Origin of the sequence: Frankia gtarii, assembly GCF_025403375.1 — a bacterium.
Classification (GTDB): Bacteria; Actinomycetota; Actinomycetes; order Frankiales; family Frankiaceae; genus Frankia; species Frankia gtarii.
On the sequence record NZ_JAMPTM010000002.1, the window covers coordinates 18,302 to 35,308 of the forward strand.

A 17,007-nucleotide genomic window follows, 5' to 3' on the forward strand; every position below is an offset into this window, starting at 1 on the left:
TGTCGTCGTGCGGGTTGCCGTCGTCGTGCGGGTTGCTGTCGTCGTGCGGGTTGCCGTCAGCGGACGCCGGCGAGCGCGGCGGCGTCGAAACCGGGGGCGAGGGCGCCGGGATGGGTGTCCTGGAGGGCGCCGCGCTGCCCGGTGGCCGCCCGGTGCGCGATCTCCTGGCGGACCAGCGGCAGGACGTGGCGGCCGTAGTCGACGGCGTCCGCGAGGGTGTCGTAGCCGCGGATCGACACCAGGCTCGCGCCCTGGTCGACGTAGTCGAGGATCGCGGCGGCGACCGTCTCCGGGCTGCCCACGAGCGCGGTCGACGCACCCAGCCCGCCGGTCGCGGCCGCGGTGCGGGTCCACAGCGCACGGTCGTAGACCTCGGACTTCTCGGCGAACGCGAGGGCACGCTGCGAGCCGACGTTCTGCGGGGCGCCCTTGAGGAAGGCCCGCGCCGGGCCGGCGTTGAAGGTCTGCTCGATCCGGGCGGCGTAGTCGAACGCCTTGCGCCAGGCCAGCTCGTCCGTCCGGGCGATGATCGGGCGGAAGGTCACCCAGATGCGCGGGCGGTCGGTGCGGCCGGCCGCGGCGGCGATGGCGTTGACCCGGTCGATCTCCTTGCGCAGGTCGGCCAGTGGCTCGCCCCAGAAGCTGAAGATGTCCGCCTTGGCGCCGCCGACGCCGAACGCGGCGTCGGACTGCCCGCCGATCGAGATCGGGATGGTGCTGCCGTACGGCGCGAAGCCGGGGCCGAACTCGTCGAACTTGTAGAACTCGCCCTCGTGGCTGAATGGGCTGGTCTCGGTCCAGGCGCGGCGCAGCAGGTCGATGAACTCCGACGTGCGCGCGTAGCGGCGGTCCTTCGGTAGGTAGTCGCCCTGGCGGGCCTGCTCGGCGTCGTTACCCCCGGAAATGATGTGGACGACGGCGCGGCCCTCGGTGAGCTGGTCGAGGGTCGCGAGCTTCTGCGCCGCCACCAGCGGGAACGTGGTGTTCGGCCGTAGCGCGACGATGGGGCGCAGGCGCTCGGTCAGCTGGCCGACGGCGGAGGCGAGGACGAACGAGTCGGCGCTGTTGGAGCCGTAGGGCAGCAGGGTGTAGTCGTAGCCCGATTCCTCGAGGGCACGCACGTACTTCTTGAAGTACGGCAGGTCGATGCCGCGGCTGGGCACCGGGTTGAGCTCGGTCGACGGGTTGAGGTGCGACAGGCTGATGAACTCGACCTGCGGGGACGCGGTCTCGGGGATCGCGGTGGCATTGGTCATTGCGCCAGTCCTTTCGAACGTCTGATCGCTATCCGGGCACGCGGGAGGCCGTCTCGGGCGGGATCGTGGCGCTGTCGCGCCGCAGGGAGCATCGGGTCTGACTCGGAGTCGGGTTCGCCGTGGCTCGGTGCGCTCGCCCGGTCAGGGCGGCGGTGCTTCGGGGGGGCCGACCGGCCCCGGCCTGCACCCTGGCGCCAGGCGCAGGGTCAGACACCGCCCTGATGTGCGGGGCGGCTGAGGTCGACGGTGCAGTTGACGTGCGGGGCTGGTCGGCCAAGCCGCGACGGGGTCGGCGGGCGGGCCGGGACGGCGGGACCGGCAGGGGCGACGGAGGGCCCGATCAGCAGGGTCGACAGCAGGCGGAGGCGAGGATCCCGAAATCGACGAATCGCCGACGGGTCAGTATCCGCGCCGGGGCGGTCGCGCGCGCCGGGTGGCGGCCGCGCGCTGGAACCAGCCCGCCGACGGTCCCACCCAGATTCCCTGACATGTTTGTCAGGATGATGGGAAATTGTTGGGCTGTCCAACGCCTATCCGCGATCGCACCGATCGGGATTCGTCATCGATCGGGTCGGATGACGCCGGCGATCATCGAGGTCATGACCTTGTGGACGGCGTCAGCGGCGAGGTGGGCGGCGACCATCAAAGACCTCCGGAGGGGACTGTGCGCCTTCAGGCGTCAGGGGAATCCGGACCGGTGCGGACCCGCCTTGACGTGCTCATCCGCGAGCGGTGCGCCGCGTGCGACTGGCCGGTCGTCGCGTTGGGACCGGATCGGAGCGTGTTCACCTGTTCGTCGAGGCTCACCCGGAGCACTCCCCGTCGTAGAGGGGTGTTGCGTGCCAGGGCGGCCAGCGTCGGGCGGGTCGTCGTCGAGGTTGACGCCCGCCGCATCTCCCAGTGCTGCGCGGCCTGTGGGCATGTGGCGAGGGAGAACCGGCCCACGTGGGCCGCGTTCGTCTGTGTGCGGTGTGGGCATGTCGCGGACGCGGACGAGAACGCGGCCGTCAACCCGTCCCGGCCCCGACCCGGGTGAATCCCCGGCCAGCGAGCCGTACCAGCTCGACCGCGACAACGGCCGGTCTTCCGGATACGCTTCTGAAACCTGATCATCGTTGATGACATCGGTATGCTGCCTGCCGGCCACGATGCCGCCGAGGAGTTCGACCGGCTGACCGACGCCGCCTGCGAACACCGCAGCGCCGTGGTCACGTCCGACATTCCGACCGCCCGGCCGCTGCCTTGGGCGGCAAAGGCGCCATCGCGCCGACCCGGCCAGATCCATCCTCTGCTGCGGCGGTTCCCCATGCATCACACCAGGGGATCCGCCGTCGTCGTATGCACCCGCGAAAGGAGATCCGAGCACCGTGAGCACACCCGACGAGTTCGTCGTCATCACCGGCGGCCCCGGAGCCGGCAAGACCACCCTCATCGGCGAGCTCCAGCGCCGAGGGTTCCCCTGCGTACCCGAGGCCGGCAGGCAGATTCTCCGCGATCAGATCGCCGTCGGTGGCAACGCCCGCCACCAGGCGGACTCCCTGCTGTTCGCGGAGATCATCCTGTCGTGGGAGATGAGCTCACACCACCAGGCCACCCGGCAGGCAGGGCCGGTCTTCTTCGACCGGGGCGTACCCGACGTGGTCGGCTACCATCTGCTACTCGGCCGGCCGATTCCGGCACATGTGACCGCCGCCGCGGAGAAGTTCCGCTATCACCATCGAGTCTTTCTGGCGCCGCCCTGGCCCGAGATCTTCACCCATGACCGCGAACGCACCCAGGACTTCGACGAGGCCGTCCGCACCCATGACGCAATGGTCGAGGCCTACACCCGCCACGGCTACCAGCTGATCAGCCTGCCCAGGACCGACCTCGACTCCCGCGCCGCGTTTATCCTCCAGCGCCTGTCCTCCCATCCGCAGAACTGACACCAACGTCCATCGGCAATCGCACCGATCGGCCTCGTCACCGATCGGCCTCGTCACCGATCGGCCTCGTCACCGATCGGCCTCGTCATCGATCGAATCGGGTGACGTCGGCGATGGCCGTGCTCACAACCTTGTGGATGGTGTCAGCGCCCGGGGCAGTGCCGTCCCGGCCGGCGAAGAGCAGGTGGCCGCCGCCGATCAGCATGAGCGCGAGCGTGTCGGTGTCGGCCTCCGGTGCGATGCGGTGGAGATCGTGTTCGGCGGCGAGGTAGGCGGAGACCATCGCGGTGGCCTCCGCCAGGACGGGGACGCCGGTCGTTCCGGTCCGGCGCAGGGTGGCGCGCAGCTCGTCGCGTGCGGTGACGAGGCCGATGATCGCCGGCGCGACCGAGCCGAACAGGTCCGTCAACGCGCCCGTGAGATTGTCGGCGACGGTGCCGGTGCAGGACGCCCTTGGCGCAGCCCGCCTCGGTGGTGACCGCCCGGCTGGTCAGAGCGTTCGGACCGTCGCGCAGCAGGATGCGCTCGGCGGCATCGAAAAGCTGCTCGCGCACGTCGCGTAGGGCGACCCCGGTCGGCATCGTTCCTTCCTCCGCCGGGGTCAGCGCGTCCTTCGAGCAGCAGCCGCACCGACAACGGCAGATGGCGGAGTCGTTCGGCGCGGACCCGCAACGCTACGACCGGGCCCGCCCCCGCTACCCCGAGGTCATGGTGGACCGGATCGTCGCCGCCAGCCCTGGCCTCGACGTCCTTGACGTCGGCTGCGGGACCGGCATCGCCAGCCGGCAGTTCCACGACGCGGGCTGCCGGGTGCTCGGGGTCGACGTCGACGCGCGGATGGCCGAGTGGGCGCGGCGAAGCGGGGTCGAGGCCGAGGTGGCGGCGTTCGAGACCTGGGACCCCGCCGGCCGCGCATTCGACGCGGTCATCGCGGGGCAGACGTGGCACTGGGTGGATCCGGTCGGGGGAGCGAGCAGGGCGGCGCAGGTCCTGCAGCCCGGCGGCCGGCTGGCCGTGTTCTGGAACGTGGGCCAGCCGCCGGCTGGCCTGGCGGAGGCCTTCCGCGCGGTCTACCGTCGAGTGCTGCTCGACGCGTCGCCCTACCGCCGGGCGATGCCCGGCCTGGACGGGTACTCGACGTTGTTCACCAGGGCCGCCGATGGGATCCGCCGGTCTGGCGCGTTCGGTGACCCGGAGCAGTGGCGGTTCGACCGGGAGCAGTCCTACACCCGGGACGAGTGGCTGGACCAGGTTCCCACCTTCGGCGGCCACAGCCGGTTCCCGCCGGCCACCCTCGCGCACCTGCTGGCAGGCCTCGGTGCCGCCGTCGACGCGGTGGGCGGTGCCTTCACAATGCGCTACGCCGCCGTGGTGATCACCGCGGCACGCACCGGCACGTAGCCGCGGGTGAGGAGGCGTCGGGGGGACGCGCGCCCCGTCCCGCCCCGTCCCGCCCCGTCGAGGCCGGGCGGGCTCCCCGGGAATGCCGCGGGTGGTCGCGGTGTCCATCCAGGACGAGGAGGTCACCGCGATGCGAGCAGGATCACGACCGGTGTATTCGAGGGAAACCGAGCCGCTCGAACGTCGACCTCCCGGTCGCGGGCGACACGGCAAAGGCGGTACAGTCGTCCTGACTGCCCAGAATCGGTTTATCGGTTCGTTTTCTCCGGCGTCCATACGGTCGGTCGGAAAGAGCGGCCGAAATACATCAGGGAGAAGCGCGTGCGCGCAATACAGTTTGCCGGGGTGCGGGACGTTCGCCGGGTGGAGGTCCCGAAACCCGTCATCGGTGCTGGTCAGGCGCTCGTCAAGGTCACGGCCGCCGGGGTGTGTCAGACCGACATCCACATCCGCGGCTCGGTTGAACAGATGATTCCTGCCGGGACGATCCTGGGCCACGAGATCGCCGGTGAGATCGTCGACATCGCCGACGGCCACCCGCATTTCTCCCCGGGCTCCCAGGTGATCGTGCACCCGGTCTGGTCCTGCGGCGTGTGCCGGATGTGCGTCGCCGGCCAGGAGAACGCCTGCCGCAACACCGGGAACCGACTTTATCCCGCCCCGACGCCGGGGGTCTCCGTGAACGGCGGAATGGCTGACTACGTCGCCGTGAATGCTTCCGCGCTGGTCCCGGCCGACGGTCTCGACCCCGCCTTCGCCGCCGTGCTCGCCGACGCGGGCCTCGTGCCCTACCACTCCATCAGAGCCACCCTGGACCTGCTCCGCCCCGGTTCCACCGCGGTGGTCATCGGGATCGGCGGCCTCGGGCAGTTCGCGGTCGAGCTCCTCCGGGAACTCACCGCGGCGCAGATCATCGCCCTGGACATCAGGGACGCCTCCCTCGCCGCCGTCCAGGGGAAGGTCGACCACACGCTGCGCTCCGACGATCCCGAGGTCGCCGCGAAGGTCCTGGCGGTCACCGGTGGTTACGGCGCCGAGGTCGTCCTGGATCTGGTCGGCAACAATCAGACCCTCGCGCTGTCGGGCGCCGTCGTCGCGCCCTACGGCGCCGTCCGGGTGCCGGGGCTCAGCGACGGGGTCTTCGCGTTCGAGACCTCGCAGACGTCGGTCTCCCTGCCGTGGGGCGCGTCGCTCACCCGCCCCTACAGCGGGAACCACCAGGATCTTCACGACCTGGTGGCGCTGGCCCGCACCGGCCGGATCACCGCCGACCTCAGCCGTTACAGCTTCGACGACGGCCTGCAGGCGTTCGACGATCTCGAAGCCGGCAAGATCTTCGGCCGCGCCGTCATCGTCATGGCGGACGCGACCTCCTGACCCGGCAACGCGGGGAGAGGCCGACGCCGCTCATGCCCCGGCGGTCGTCGGCCGCGTCCCTGGCCGTTCCCGCGGCCGTAGTCCCGGGTACCTCCACGATGGTCGACCGACGACGGTTGCGCCATCGACGGGGGGAGTCACCATGACCAGCAGCACGATGCCGCTCGCCGGCGTCCCGGTACCCGACACGAGCCTGGCCGCGCAGGCCACCGAGTTGGTGTGCGACGTGACCGACGACCTGATCTACCATCACTCGCGGCGGGTCTACTGCTTCGCCGGCCTGCAGGGACGCCGGCGCGGGCTGAGCTTCGACCCCGAGCTGCTCTACGTCGCGGCGATGTTCCACGATCTCGGCCTCGATGAGCGGTTCCGCCGCAGCGGCCGGCGCTTCGAGGTGGACAGCGCCGACGAGGCACGCCGCTTCCTGCACGGGCACGGGATGCCCGAGGACAGCGTCCGGCGGGTGTGGACGGCCATCGCCCTGCACACCACTGCCGGCATCCCGGAGTTCATGGAGCCCGAGGTCGCCCTGCTCACCGCCGGGGTGGAGTACGACGTGCTCGGGATCGGCTACCACGACATCAGCGACGCCGACCGGGACGCGATCACCAGGCTGCACCCCCGCCCGGACTTCAAACGCCGCATCCTGCGGGCCTTCACCGACGGCATCGCGCCCCGGCCGGACACCACCTTCGGCAACGTCAAGGCGGACGTCCTCGCCCACTACCTGCCCGGCTTCCGCCGCCGCGACTTCGTCGACGCCATCCTCGACTCCCCGTGGCCCGAATAACGCCGGTGATGGCACCCCGCGGCCCGATGCCGGCGCCGCGGACCGGGCAGTCTTCGGTCGCCGCGCGCCGCGTTTCGCTGCATGTGCGGAGACGTTAACCCGTAATTCCGTGGACGTTCCGGCTGGCTCGATAGCTTGCCGAGGCTCGGAAGAAGGACAGCGGGGCGATCGCCTCGAGATGACCCGACCCCGAAGCGTGAACCGCGCCGCCCTTTTTCGTGAAGGAGCCCAACCGTTGCGTTACCGCAGGATCGCTTTAACCATTGTCGCGGCGGGCGCCCTCACCGTGACGACGTCGATGTCGGCCAGTGCGAAGCCCCCGACCAGCGCCGGCGGTGCCCCGTCGACGATCGCCGTCATCGGTGACATCCCTTATGGTGCGGAGAAGATCGCCGCGTTCCCGGCGGACATCGCCAAGATCAACGCTGATCCTGACGTGTCTCTCGTCACGCATCTCGGCGACATCAAGAATGGCAGCAGCCTCTGCTCGGACTCCTACTTCGCGACGATCAAGGCAGATTTCGATCAGTTCCAGGATCCGCTCGTCTACACGCCGGGCGACAACGAGTGGACTGACTGCCACCGTGCGAACAACGGCGGTTACGTTCCCACGGAACGTCTCGCCGCGCTACGTCGGCTCTTCTTCCCGGTGCCCGGCCGGACACTCGGGGTGAACGCGAAGCCGGTGATCACCCAGGCTTCGGACCCGGCGTACGCCGCCTTCGTCGAGAACACCATGTGGACTCAGTCCGGCGTGGTGTTCTCGACCCTGAACATCCCTGGCAGCAACAATGACCTCGGCCCCTGGTTCGGCGTGACCCCGCTGTCGGCGGACCAGCAGAACGAGTACTCGACCCGGCTCGATGCCACGCTGTCGTGGATCAACACGGCGTTCAACACCGCCCGGCAGACCGGCGCGCCCGGCGTCGCGCTGCTCCTGCAGGCGGACATGTGGGACACCAGCGCGCTGGCCGCGGGCGGGGACAGCCTGACCGGCTACGACGCCATCGTGAAGCGGATCGGCACCCTTGCCGGCCACTTCGGCAAGCCGGTGCTCCTCCTTGAAGGCGACTCGCACGTCTTCCGGGTCGACCATCCGTTCACCCGCACGGATCCGCTCTACGGCATCCATCCGCTGGCACCGAAGGACCTCGAGGTCCCGAACGTGACGCGGATCGTCGTCGACGGCAGCGGCCAGGCGAACGACTATCTCAAACTCAGCATCGACCCGTCGGCCCCGGACGTCTTCAGCTGGTCACGCGTCAACTTCTGACGCGCGTTCGCCGTGACCGGGGTCGGCATCCCGGTGTCATAGGCCAGGCGCTGGCCGGGACCGTTGCGCTTCGCCGTGTACATGGCGATGTCGGCGGCGTTCAGCAGGGTCTCGGCGTCGGCGAGGTCCGGGTTGGACAGGGCCAGCCCGACGCTGCCGGTCAGCGTGATGGGACGGTCGAGCAGCGGGACCGGTGCCGCGAGCGCGCTCACCACCCGGTCCGCGATCGCTTCGAGGTCGGCGGTGCCCTCGACGTCCTCGCACAGGACGGCGAACTCGTCGCCGGCGAGGCGTCCCGCCACGTCACCGGGCCGCACGGCGTGGGACAGCCGGGCGGCGGTGGTGCGGAGCAGGTCGTCGCCGGCCTGGTGGCCGAGGGTGTCGTTGACCGCTTTGAAGCCGTCGAGGTCGACGAAGAGCACCCCGACCCGCCGTCCGTCGTGGCCGGCTCGGTGCAGTGCCCGGCCGAGGTGGTCGAGCAGTGCGGTGCGGTTCGGCAGGCCGGTGAGCCCGTCATGCAGCGACCGGTGGCGGATCTCGCCTTCCATCTCGAAGCGCAGGGCGGCCGAACCGAGCACCGCGGTGACCGCATGGACGAACTCGTGCTCCTGGCCGCCCAGCGGCGCCCTGTGCAGTTCGACCACCGCCAGCGGTCGATCGGGGCGGCCGACCGGCACCGTCACCCAGCCGGCGGAGGATCGCGGCGGATCCCGCTGCGTCCCGGTCGGGACCTCCGGTTCGCGCCGATCCTCGCGGGCGAGCAGGTGGACCCGCTCCCCGTCCGCGTCGAGACCGTAGGCCCGCACCAGGTCGGCGCCGAGATGGTCCGCCAGCGCCGTGACCGCTCGTTCCCACAGCTCGGCCGGGTCGCGCGTCTCCAGGGCGCGGCGCCCCAGCTCGGCGACGACCGCCTGCTCGGCGGACCGGGCCCGCAGGCTCGCCAACGCGAGGTGCAGGTCGGTGACGTCGCTGGCCACCGAGGCGACGGAGGCCACCTGGCCGCCGGGGCCGGGGATGGGCACGAGATGCACGTCGAGGTGGCGGCCGAACGCCTCGATGACCTGGTGGACGCGCTGCCCGTCGAGTGCCCGCCGCATGATCGACATCGCCTGGGGCACGTGGGCGAACGCCGTGAAGATCGACGAAGCGCGGGCCTCCCGCAGCCCGGCGGCGGCCTCCGGGACGACGGTCCCCTCGCTGACGAGGACCCGCCCGTTGCGGTCGACCAGGAACATCGACACCGGCGTGTTCTCCACGATGAGCCGCAGCCGATCCTGGGCGGCGATCTCCTCGGACACGTCCTCGAGATGGACGACGAAGAACTCCTCGCCGTCCGGATCGGTGCGCAGCACGATGGTGGCCAGGGCGTGGCGCAGGTTGCCGTCCGGCTGCAGCAGGCGGACCATCATCCGTTCCCGGCGCCGTCCGCTCGCCATGCGCAGGCGAATCTGGGCGTGCAGGCGTTCACGGTCGTCCGGGGCGGTGACCTCCTCCCAGTCGAGGCCGACGACGTCGGCCTCGGGCCGGCCGAACAGGGCGCAGGCGGCCGGGTTGGCCCGGCGGATGCGGTGATTGCGCACGGTCGCCTCGAGAACCGCGATGTTCAGGATCTCGATGAGATCGGGCCGGGCATCCTCGGACATGACTGCTCACCCACCTACCAGCAACTGCTGTCAGACTTTCGTCGTACCCGGAGCGTCTGACTGTAACCAGTTGCGTGCATTCAGTGATATCCTGGTGGGATCCGGAGATGGCCGACCGCCGATCCGGGTCAGCTCGACGGATCCTGGCGGGTGCGCAGGTAGCGGCCGAGCGCCATGACGGGCCACAGCAGCCGGTAGCCGTGGTAGTTGAGGTAGAAGAAGCCCGGGAAGCCGGTGCCGGTGAACAGCTCCTCGTCCCAGCTGCCGTCGGGGCGCTGCCGCTCGGCGAGCCAGCGGGCCGCGCCGGCGAGGGCGTCGGCGTGGGCGTCGGTGTCGGCGTGGTCGGTGGCGAGCAGGCCGAGCATCGCCCACGCCGTCTGCGAGGGCGTGGAGGTCCCGCGGCCGGACCAGGCCGGGTCGGAGTAGGAGCGGATGTCCTCGCCCCAGCCGCCGTCGGGGTTCTGCCGTGACAGCAGCCACCGCGCGCCCGCCCGCATGGCCGGATGGGTCGGCGGGAGCCCCGCGGCCTGCAGCGCGGGCAGCACCGAGCCGGTGCCGTAGACGTAGTTGACGCCCCACCGGCCGTACCAGGATCCGTCGGTCTCCTGGTTGCGCAGCAGCCAGTCGACACCGCGCAGGGTGCGCGGGTCGCGGATCCGTCCGGACTCGCAGAGCAGTTCGACGACATGCGCGGTGACGTCGGCGGACGACGGGTCGGTGAGGGCACCGAAGTCCGCGAACGGAATCTGGTAGACGAGGGTGCTGGCGTTGTCGGAGTCGTACGCTCCCCAGCCGCCGTCGCGGGACTGCAGGGCGAACAGCCAGGTCGTCGACCGCTCGACGGCGGCCTTGACCGCCTCGTCCGCCGTGGGGCTCAGCCGCTTGAGGCGGTGCAGCCGGTGCAGCGCCAGGACGACTTCGGCGGTGTCGTCGGTGTCGGGGTAGGTGTCGTTTTCGAACTCGAAAGCCCATCCGCTCGGCGCGACCGTCGGGTGGATGACGGCCCAGTCGCCCCCGCGGTGGGTGACCTCCTGGCCGAGCAGCCAGTCGGCGGCGAGTCCCAGCGCCGTCGGAACCGGCGCGGGCTGCGCCGGGGCGGCGTCGGCGGCGCGGCGCTGGGTGGGCAGCGGGGACGGCGCGTCGAGTTCGGCGTCGAGCCCGGCGTCGGCCAGGGCGAGGACGGCCAGCGCCGTGTCCCAGATCGGTGACTGGCAGGCCTCGACCATGCGGGAGCCGTCGTCGCGGTGCAGGGTGTAGGCGTCGAGCGAGCGCAGCGCGGCGGCGAGAACCGGATGATCGAGGTCGTAGCCGAGCAGGCGCAGCGCGATGATCGAGTAGACGGCGGGCGGTTGGATCCCGCCGAAGCAGCCATCCGCCTCCTGCCGGGCGATGATCCAGCGTTCCGCGGTGCGCAGGGCGTGGCGGCGCAGCGGCCCGATCGGGTGGCGGTGGTAGCGGTGCAGCGCCGCGTCGAGCCAGCGGAAGAACGACTTTGCCGCGCTCGGCCGGTCGCCGCCCAGGAGCCGCAGCGCGCCGCGCAGCCCCCGCGGGCCGGCGCCGGGGACAGCGGGAACCCCGTCGGCGCGCAGCTCGTCGAGGTCGCACGGCGCCGACCGCTGGGGGCGCATCGCCGAGACGACCGTCAGGGGGACGATGGTCTGGCGGGCCCAGGAGGCGAACGAGTAGATGTTCAGCGGTGCCCGGGGCGGCAGGAACATGATCTCGGGCGGCAGGACCGGCAGCTCCTCCCACCGCCACCAGCCGAACAGCGCCAGCCAGATCCGGGTGAACACCCTGGTCGCCGGGATGCCGCCGCGCTCGCGGATCCACGCGGCGCTGCGCCGCATCTGGGCGTCGTCGGGTGAGTCACCAGCGAGCCGTAGGGCGATGTAGCACTCGACCGTGGTGGACAGCTCTCCGGGACCGCCGAAGAAAGTCGGCCAGGAACCGTCGTCGAGGCGCCGGGAGCGAATGTGCTTCGCAGTGGCCTCGGTCTGCTCGGCGGTGCGGATGCCGAGGAACTCCCGCAGCAGGAGGTCCTCGGCATCCATCGTCGGGTTGGTCTCCAGGTCGAACTTCCACCATCCGTGGGAGTCCTGCAGGCAGAGCAGATGTTCGGCGGCCCGCCGGACCGTCTCCCGCAGCCCGGCGTCGGACTCGTCGGCGGCCGACGTGGTCGTGGCGGTGGCGGTGGTCGTGGCAGTGGTCGTGGCGGTGGTCGTGGTCGCGTCGGTGGGCGCTTGCTGGGGCAGGGTGGCAGTGCGCCCGGAGTCCGGGGCGTGCTGGGTGCCATCCGCGAGGTCGACATCGCAAAGCTCGAGGTCAGGCACGGTGTGCGGAGTTCCTTTCGACGACGAGGCTGTCCAGGCAGATCAGGGCGGTGGCGACAAGGTCCGCGGGATCGTTGCTGTCCGAGGCGCACCAGGCGCGGACGGCGACCTGCACGGCGGCGAGGAACGCGAACGCGGCCAGCGAGGCATGGAGGTCCGTGCGTGGCTGTGGGCTGCCGGCGTCGTCGCCCTCGACGAACTCCAGGGCGAACCGGTCGGCCAGGGCGACGATCCGGTTCTGTACCGCCCCGGCGAGCGCGGAGGCGCGGCCGATCGGCAGCAGATGATCGGTGTAATGGCGCAGCGACTCCCCGTCCGGGGACATGATCGTCCAGGCGTCGAGGGCCGCGGCGCGCAGGGCGGTGAGCGGTGGCTCGTCGGCGGGACGCCGGCGCAGGGCCGCCAGGGTGAGCTCACCCATCTCGTCCAGCGGCGCGAGGGCCACCTCTTCCTTGTTCGCGAAGTAGCGGAAGAAGGTGCGGACGGACACCTCGGCGCCGGCCGCGATCGCCTCGACGGTGGTCGTGTCGTAGTCGTTGTCATGGAAGAGGGCATGCGCCACGTCGATGATCGACTGCCGCGTTCGGCGCTTCTTGCGTTCCCGCAAGCTCTCGGCCTGCTGCTCCGACACCCGTGACCGCCCGCTGATTCTCCCTGCCCCAAACCGACATCTCGGAATATATGGCACGAACTGCCACATGGCAAAGCGTGCCTACTGCGTCCATGTGACAGCAACCACGTGGTGGCAAGCTGGTGGCGCGGTTCCGTGGGAACACCATGATCGTCAGCGCTGGAGTCTGGACGCGACGCGACGCGACGCGGTTCCGTGCTCGCCACGCTGGCATCGCCGCCCGCGTCGCCGAGCCGGCAGAGAACGCCAGAACCGCCCCGGGTTCCTGGAACCCGGGGCGGTTCACGTGCCCACGTGAGTCGCGTTCTTATTCCTTGAGCTTTGCGGGGTGCGTGTGCGCGTCGCCGAGCTCCGGCGTCGCGTGGTAGTCGACGAGGCCGCTGATCTCCGGGTAGTGCAGGTCGAAGGCGGGCCGCTCGGAACGGATCCGCGGCAGCGTCCGGAAGTTGTGCCGCGGTGGTGGGCAGGACGTCGCCCATTCCAGCGAGTTTCCATAGCCCCACGGGTCGTCCACCGTGACGATCGGACCCTTCCGGTACGACGCCCACAGGTTGTAGAGGAACGGCAGGGTCGACAGCGCGAGTATGAAGCTGCCAACGGTGGCGATGGTGTTCAGCGTGGTGAAGCCGTCTGCCGGGCTGTAGTCAGCGTATCGGCGCGGCATGCCCCTGACACCGAGCCAGTGATCCACCAGGAAGGTCGCGTGGAAGCCGACGAACATCGTCCAGAAGTGAATCTTCGCGAGCCGCTCGTTCATCATCCGGCCGGTGACCTTCGGGAACCAGAAGTACACCCCGCCGAAGCCGGCGAACAGTAGGCCGGCGACGACGTAGTGGAAGTGGCCGACGACGAAGTAGCTGTCCGAGACGTGGAAGTCGATCGGCGGGCTGGCCAGCAGGACACCGGTAAGACCACCGAACAGGAACGTCACCAGGAAGCCGACGGCAAACAGCATCGGTGCCTCGAAGCTGATCTGCCCGCGCCACATCGTGCCGATCCAGTTGAAGAACTTGACCCCGGTGGGAATCGCGATGAGAAACGTCAGGAAGGCGAAGAACGGCAGCAGCGCCGCGCCGGTGACGTACATGTGGTGTGCCCACACGGCGATCGCCAGCGCCCCGATGCCGATGGTCGCGTAGACCAGTCCCTTGTAACCGAACAACGGCTTGCGGGAGAACACCGGGATGATCTCCGTGATCATCCCGAAGAAGGGCAGGGCGATGATGTACACCTCGGGATGCCCGAAGAACCAGAACAGGTGTTGCCAGAGGATGGCGCCGCCGTTGCTCGCGTCGAAGATGTGCGCGCCAAATCGGCGATCGTACTCCAGGGCGAGCAGCGCGGCCGCGAGCACCGGGAAGGCGATCAGCACCAGGATCGAGGTCACCAGCAGGTTCCAGCAGAAGATCGGCAGCCGGAACATCGTCATGCCGGGCGCCCGCAGGCAGAGGATTGTCGTGATGAAGTTGACCGCGCCCAGAATGGTGCCAAGACCGGAGACGGTCAGGCCCACCACCCACAGGTCACTGCCGACGCCCGGAGAGTAGGCGGCGTTCGACAGCGGCGCATAGGCGAACCAGCCGAAGGAGGCGGCACCGTTCGGCGTGAGGAAGCCCGCGGTGACCGTCAGGCTGCCGAACAGCCAGAACCAGAACGACAACGCGTTCAGCCGTGGAAAGGCTACGTCAGGCGCGCCGATCTGCAGCGGGACCAGGTAGTTCGCGAACGCGAACGCGATCGGCGTCGCGAACATCAGCAGCATCAGCGTGCCGTGCATCGTGAACAGCTGGTTGTACTGCTCGTTGGAGACGTACTGCAGGCCCGGCCGGGTGAGCTCGGCCCGCATGAGCATCGCCAGGACTCCGGCGAACGCGAAGAATATGAGCGAGGTGATGAAGTACAGCAGCGCGATGTCCTTGTGCGACGTCGTCCGCAGGTACTGCAACAGGGATTTCAAAACCCTGGGCGGGGCCTCGTCCACCGGCGGGTCCGTGCGCCCGGCCGGCGTATCGTGCACAAGTGTCACATTCCGCTCCCGATGGTGTTGCCGCTGCCGGGCGGTGGTGTGCGTGGTCCCGGCGTCGGGTGTCACGACCGCCGCCAGGCAGCCCACAATGAATGTGTCGTCGCCGTCGGCGGGGACGGGCCCGGCGGATAGACGGCCCCGCGCCCCGCGCCGCGCGGCTCGCGTACCGGCCGAGGTACCTGCCGACACTGGTCAAGGTATCCGCGCACCGGTTGTCGCGGCCCGGCCTGACGTCCCGAATTCGGGGGCACTCTGGCACCCGGACCAGGCGCAGAACGTCCTGCTCCAGGCAGTCCACCATTGGGCGAATCACTTTCTCGGCCGGGGTCGCCGCCACAGCGAAGGTTGCCCTGACCATCAGGCTGAGCGGCAGGGGAATCGCGCCCGGCATCCCGGTGGGTCTTCCCGAGCTCCGCGTATTACTCGTCGAGGTGGCCGAGACCTTCGGGTAAAGCCTCAGCTGGAAGCCGGTGGAGGTGAATTCCCGCCAGATCCGCGCGCCGTCGGCGGACACACACGGATCGCGGTCATCGCGGTGACGGGGCAGCCGATCGTGGCGCGGCCGTGCCCCGTGGAGTGATGTAGATCTGTTTGCGTCAAGCCCTGCGTTTCCAACATATCACGCGGTGGGGAGTTCGGCAGGGTCCAGAAAGGCGTGCGCCCGTGAGAACGATGTTTTTTGGAAGGGCTGACCGCTGCGGTCAGCAGGTGGACGTGGCGGGCCGGCCGGCGAAACGGTCGGTGAGGTAAGCCGTCGCATCCATGACCCGGTACGACGCCGCGTCGTGGTCGTCGTCGTTGTAGGGCCGCCATGTCACGTCCACACCGGCGGTGCAGTAGGTGTGGGCGAGTGTCTCGGCCTGATCGAAGGCGACGACGGTGTCCTTGCGGCCATGGTAAAGGAAGACGGGCACGGCCGGCGGCGTCCGGCCCAGGGAGTTCTCGGTCAGCCGGGCCCGCCACTGGGGTACGTGCAGCAGGTCGACGGTCAGGATGTCGCGGATGTGCTTTCCGGCGAAGGGGGGGAGGGCCTCTTTCAGGCAGAGCGTCCGCAGCCGGTCGAGGTCGGCCCGGGCCGACAAGACGACATGGTCGTTCAATCGCAGCTCCGGATAGGCCGCATCGAGTCCGAGGGCCGTCATGAAGACCACACCCGCCCAGGCGGCTCCGTCCACCGTCTCGCTGACCCTGATCAGATCCGCGGGTACCCCGCCGGCGACCACCGCCACTGTCCGTAGCTCCGGTGCGTAGGTCCGGGTGAGCTCGCCGGCCCAGGCCGCGCCGCCGCCGCCCTGGGAGTAGCCCCAGTAGGCGACCTTGGGATCGTGGGCGAGACCGGCGTCGGAAAGTCTCTGCGCGGCGCGGACCGCGTCGATGACGGCGTGGCCCTCGGAACGCCCGACGCTGTACGTCGGTGTCCCGGGGGTGCCTGATCCCTCGTAGTCGGTCGCCGCCATGACCCAGCCCTTGCCCGCGGCCAGCGCGAAGTCGTCGATCCAGGCGTCGGTGCCGGCGGCGAGCGATTTCGACGGGGCGCATGCGTCGCCGAGGCCATGCGTTCCGGTGGCATATCCGATCACCGGCGCGTTGGCCCGGGCGGCCCGCGCCGGCAACATGACGATCCCGGATACCGCGTCCGGCCGACCTGATGCGTCAGTGGACAGGTAGAGCACCTGGTGCAGTTCGATGTCGAGGCCCGAGAGCGGCCCGGCGGGCGGGACCCGGCGCGACCACAGGATGTCGCCGGGATGCCCGGCCGGTAGCACGTGCGGGGGGAGGTAGAACGCGTCCCCCGCCGGCGCGGCCACGGGCCCGGTGTAGCGGCCGGTCGCCTCCGCTGCACCGGACCCGCGGCCGGGAACGCCGACGGTGGATCCACCACATGCCGCGACCGTCAGTCCCAGGACCACGGCGACGGCGATGATCGCCGACCGGACGGGGGGCATACCCCCCGGGTACGCCCCCCGTCCGGGGCGAGTGCCGCCCGGCCGGTCTTTCGTGAGGCCCTCGGCGGGTCCGTTCCGATGAACACCGCCTGCGGTCGCCCTGTCCTTGTCGGATATCCGCACACCGATTCCAGGATCTTCTGCGGTTGGAGGTGTTCCGTGATGGGGGTCGCCGCCCGGCCCGCTCATCGGGCACCGATCAGGTCGTCGGTCGCCAGCGGACATCTCTTCTCCTGAGCTCGGGCGAACACGGAAAACGTCCCGACCGGCCGTCGAAACGGGAGGGAAGAACTCCACCCTGTCCCGGGACAGGGCTTTCCCAGACGAGGAACGGGACATTCACCCTCGCCTGAATGGAGACCCGTCTACCGTAGAATCCATGGGGGTGGCGCGCATCCCCGGTTGTCGT

14 protein-coding genes are annotated in these 17,007 nt (G+C 70.1%); 7 read left to right on the plus strand and 7 right to left on the minus strand.

What is annotated here, in order from left to right; translation table 11 throughout:
• Positions 1-56 precede the first annotated feature (56 nt).
• Positions 57-1,256, minus strand: coding sequence for an LLM class flavin-dependent oxidoreductase (locus NBZ83_RS00610; RefSeq protein WP_261566225.1), 1,200 nt, complete (start codon positions 1,254-1,256; stop codon positions 57-59).
• Between the two features lie 697 nt (positions 1,257-1,953).
• Between NBZ83_RS00610 and NBZ83_RS33175 the strand changes: the two genes are divergently transcribed.
• Positions 1,954-2,292 carry a zinc ribbon domain-containing protein gene (locus NBZ83_RS33175; RefSeq protein WP_261574122.1) on the plus strand — a complete coding sequence of 113 codons (339 nt, stop codon included), beginning with the start codon at positions 1,954-1,956 and terminating at the stop codon, positions 2,290-2,292.
• 331 nt (positions 2,293-2,623) lie between these two features.
• Positions 2,624-3,181 carry an AAA family ATPase gene (locus NBZ83_RS00625; RefSeq protein ID WP_261574123.1) on the plus strand — a complete coding sequence of 186 codons (558 nt, stop codon included), beginning with the start codon at positions 2,624-2,626 and terminating at the stop codon, positions 3,179-3,181.
• An 85-nt stretch (positions 3,182-3,266) separates the two neighbouring features.
• Here the strand turns inward: NBZ83_RS00625 and NBZ83_RS00630 are convergent, their stop codons facing one another.
• Positions 3,267-3,590, minus strand: a complete 324-nt coding sequence (locus NBZ83_RS00630; RefSeq protein WP_261566224.1) for a hypothetical protein — start codon at positions 3,588-3,590, stop codon at positions 3,267-3,269.
• Positions 3,591-3,615: 25 nt separating this feature from the next.
• Between NBZ83_RS00630 and NBZ83_RS00635 the strand changes: the two genes are divergently transcribed.
• The 5 genes from NBZ83_RS00635 (at position 3,616) to NBZ83_RS00655 (ending at position 8,022) form a co-directional block, all read left to right on the plus strand.
• Positions 3,616-3,744: a hypothetical protein gene (locus NBZ83_RS00635; RefSeq protein WP_261566223.1), complete on the plus strand. Its 129-nt coding sequence runs from the start codon at positions 3,616-3,618 to the stop codon at positions 3,742-3,744.
• Positions 3,745-3,823: 79 nt separating this feature from the next.
• Positions 3,824-4,582: a class I SAM-dependent methyltransferase gene (locus tag NBZ83_RS00640; RefSeq protein WP_261566222.1), complete on the plus strand. Its 759-nt coding sequence runs from the start codon at positions 3,824-3,826 to the stop codon at positions 4,580-4,582.
• A 321-nt stretch (positions 4,583-4,903) separates the two neighbouring features.
• Positions 4,904-5,959: an alcohol dehydrogenase catalytic domain-containing protein gene (locus NBZ83_RS33180; protein WP_261566221.1), complete on the plus strand. Its 1,056-nt coding sequence runs from the start codon at positions 4,904-4,906 to the stop codon at positions 5,957-5,959.
• A gap of 142 nt (positions 5,960-6,101) precedes the next feature.
• Positions 6,102-6,749: an HD domain-containing protein gene (locus NBZ83_RS00650; protein ID WP_261566220.1), complete on the plus strand. Its 648-nt coding sequence runs from the start codon at positions 6,102-6,104 to the stop codon at positions 6,747-6,749.
• Positions 6,750-6,984: 235 nt separating this feature from the next.
• Positions 6,985-8,022, plus strand: coding sequence for a hypothetical protein (locus NBZ83_RS00655; RefSeq protein ID WP_261574124.1), 1,038 nt, complete (start codon positions 6,985-6,987; stop codon positions 8,020-8,022).
• Here NBZ83_RS00655 and NBZ83_RS00660 read toward each other — a convergent pair.
• The 5 genes from NBZ83_RS00660 to NBZ83_RS00680 all read right to left on the minus strand — a co-directional run bounded on the left by NBZ83_RS00660 (position 7,956) and on the right by NBZ83_RS00680 (position 16,598).
• Entirely contained in the window at positions 7,956-9,665 is a 1,710-nt protein-coding gene (locus NBZ83_RS00660; protein ID WP_261574125.1) for a diguanylate cyclase domain-containing protein, read from the minus strand. The two genes, NBZ83_RS00655 and NBZ83_RS00660, sit on opposite strands and share 67 nt — an antisense overlap.
• Positions 9,666-9,793: 128 nt before the next feature.
• Positions 9,794-11,995 carry a squalene--hopene cyclase gene (shc, locus tag NBZ83_RS00665; protein ID WP_261574126.1) on the minus strand — a complete coding sequence of 734 codons (2,202 nt, stop codon included), beginning with the start codon at positions 11,993-11,995 and terminating at the stop codon, positions 9,794-9,796.
• Positions 11,988-12,626 carry a TetR/AcrR family transcriptional regulator gene (locus NBZ83_RS00670; RefSeq protein WP_261566216.1) on the minus strand — a complete coding sequence of 213 codons (639 nt, stop codon included), beginning with the start codon at positions 12,624-12,626 and terminating at the stop codon, positions 11,988-11,990. The genes shc and NBZ83_RS00670 overlap by 8 nt, the downstream gene beginning before the upstream one ends.
• 307 nt (positions 12,627-12,933) lie before the next feature.
• Positions 12,934-14,652: an aa3-type cytochrome oxidase subunit I gene (gene ctaD, locus NBZ83_RS00675; RefSeq protein WP_261574127.1), complete on the minus strand. Its 1,719-nt coding sequence runs from the start codon at positions 14,650-14,652 to the stop codon at positions 12,934-12,936.
• A gap of 701 nt (positions 14,653-15,353) precedes the next feature.
• The gene (locus NBZ83_RS00680) at positions 15,354-16,598 is read right to left on the minus strand and encodes a lipase family protein (protein WP_261566214.1); all 1,245 of its coding nucleotides are present in this window, start codon (positions 16,596-16,598) and stop codon (positions 15,354-15,356) included.
• Positions 16,599-17,007: the final 409 nt, after the last annotated feature.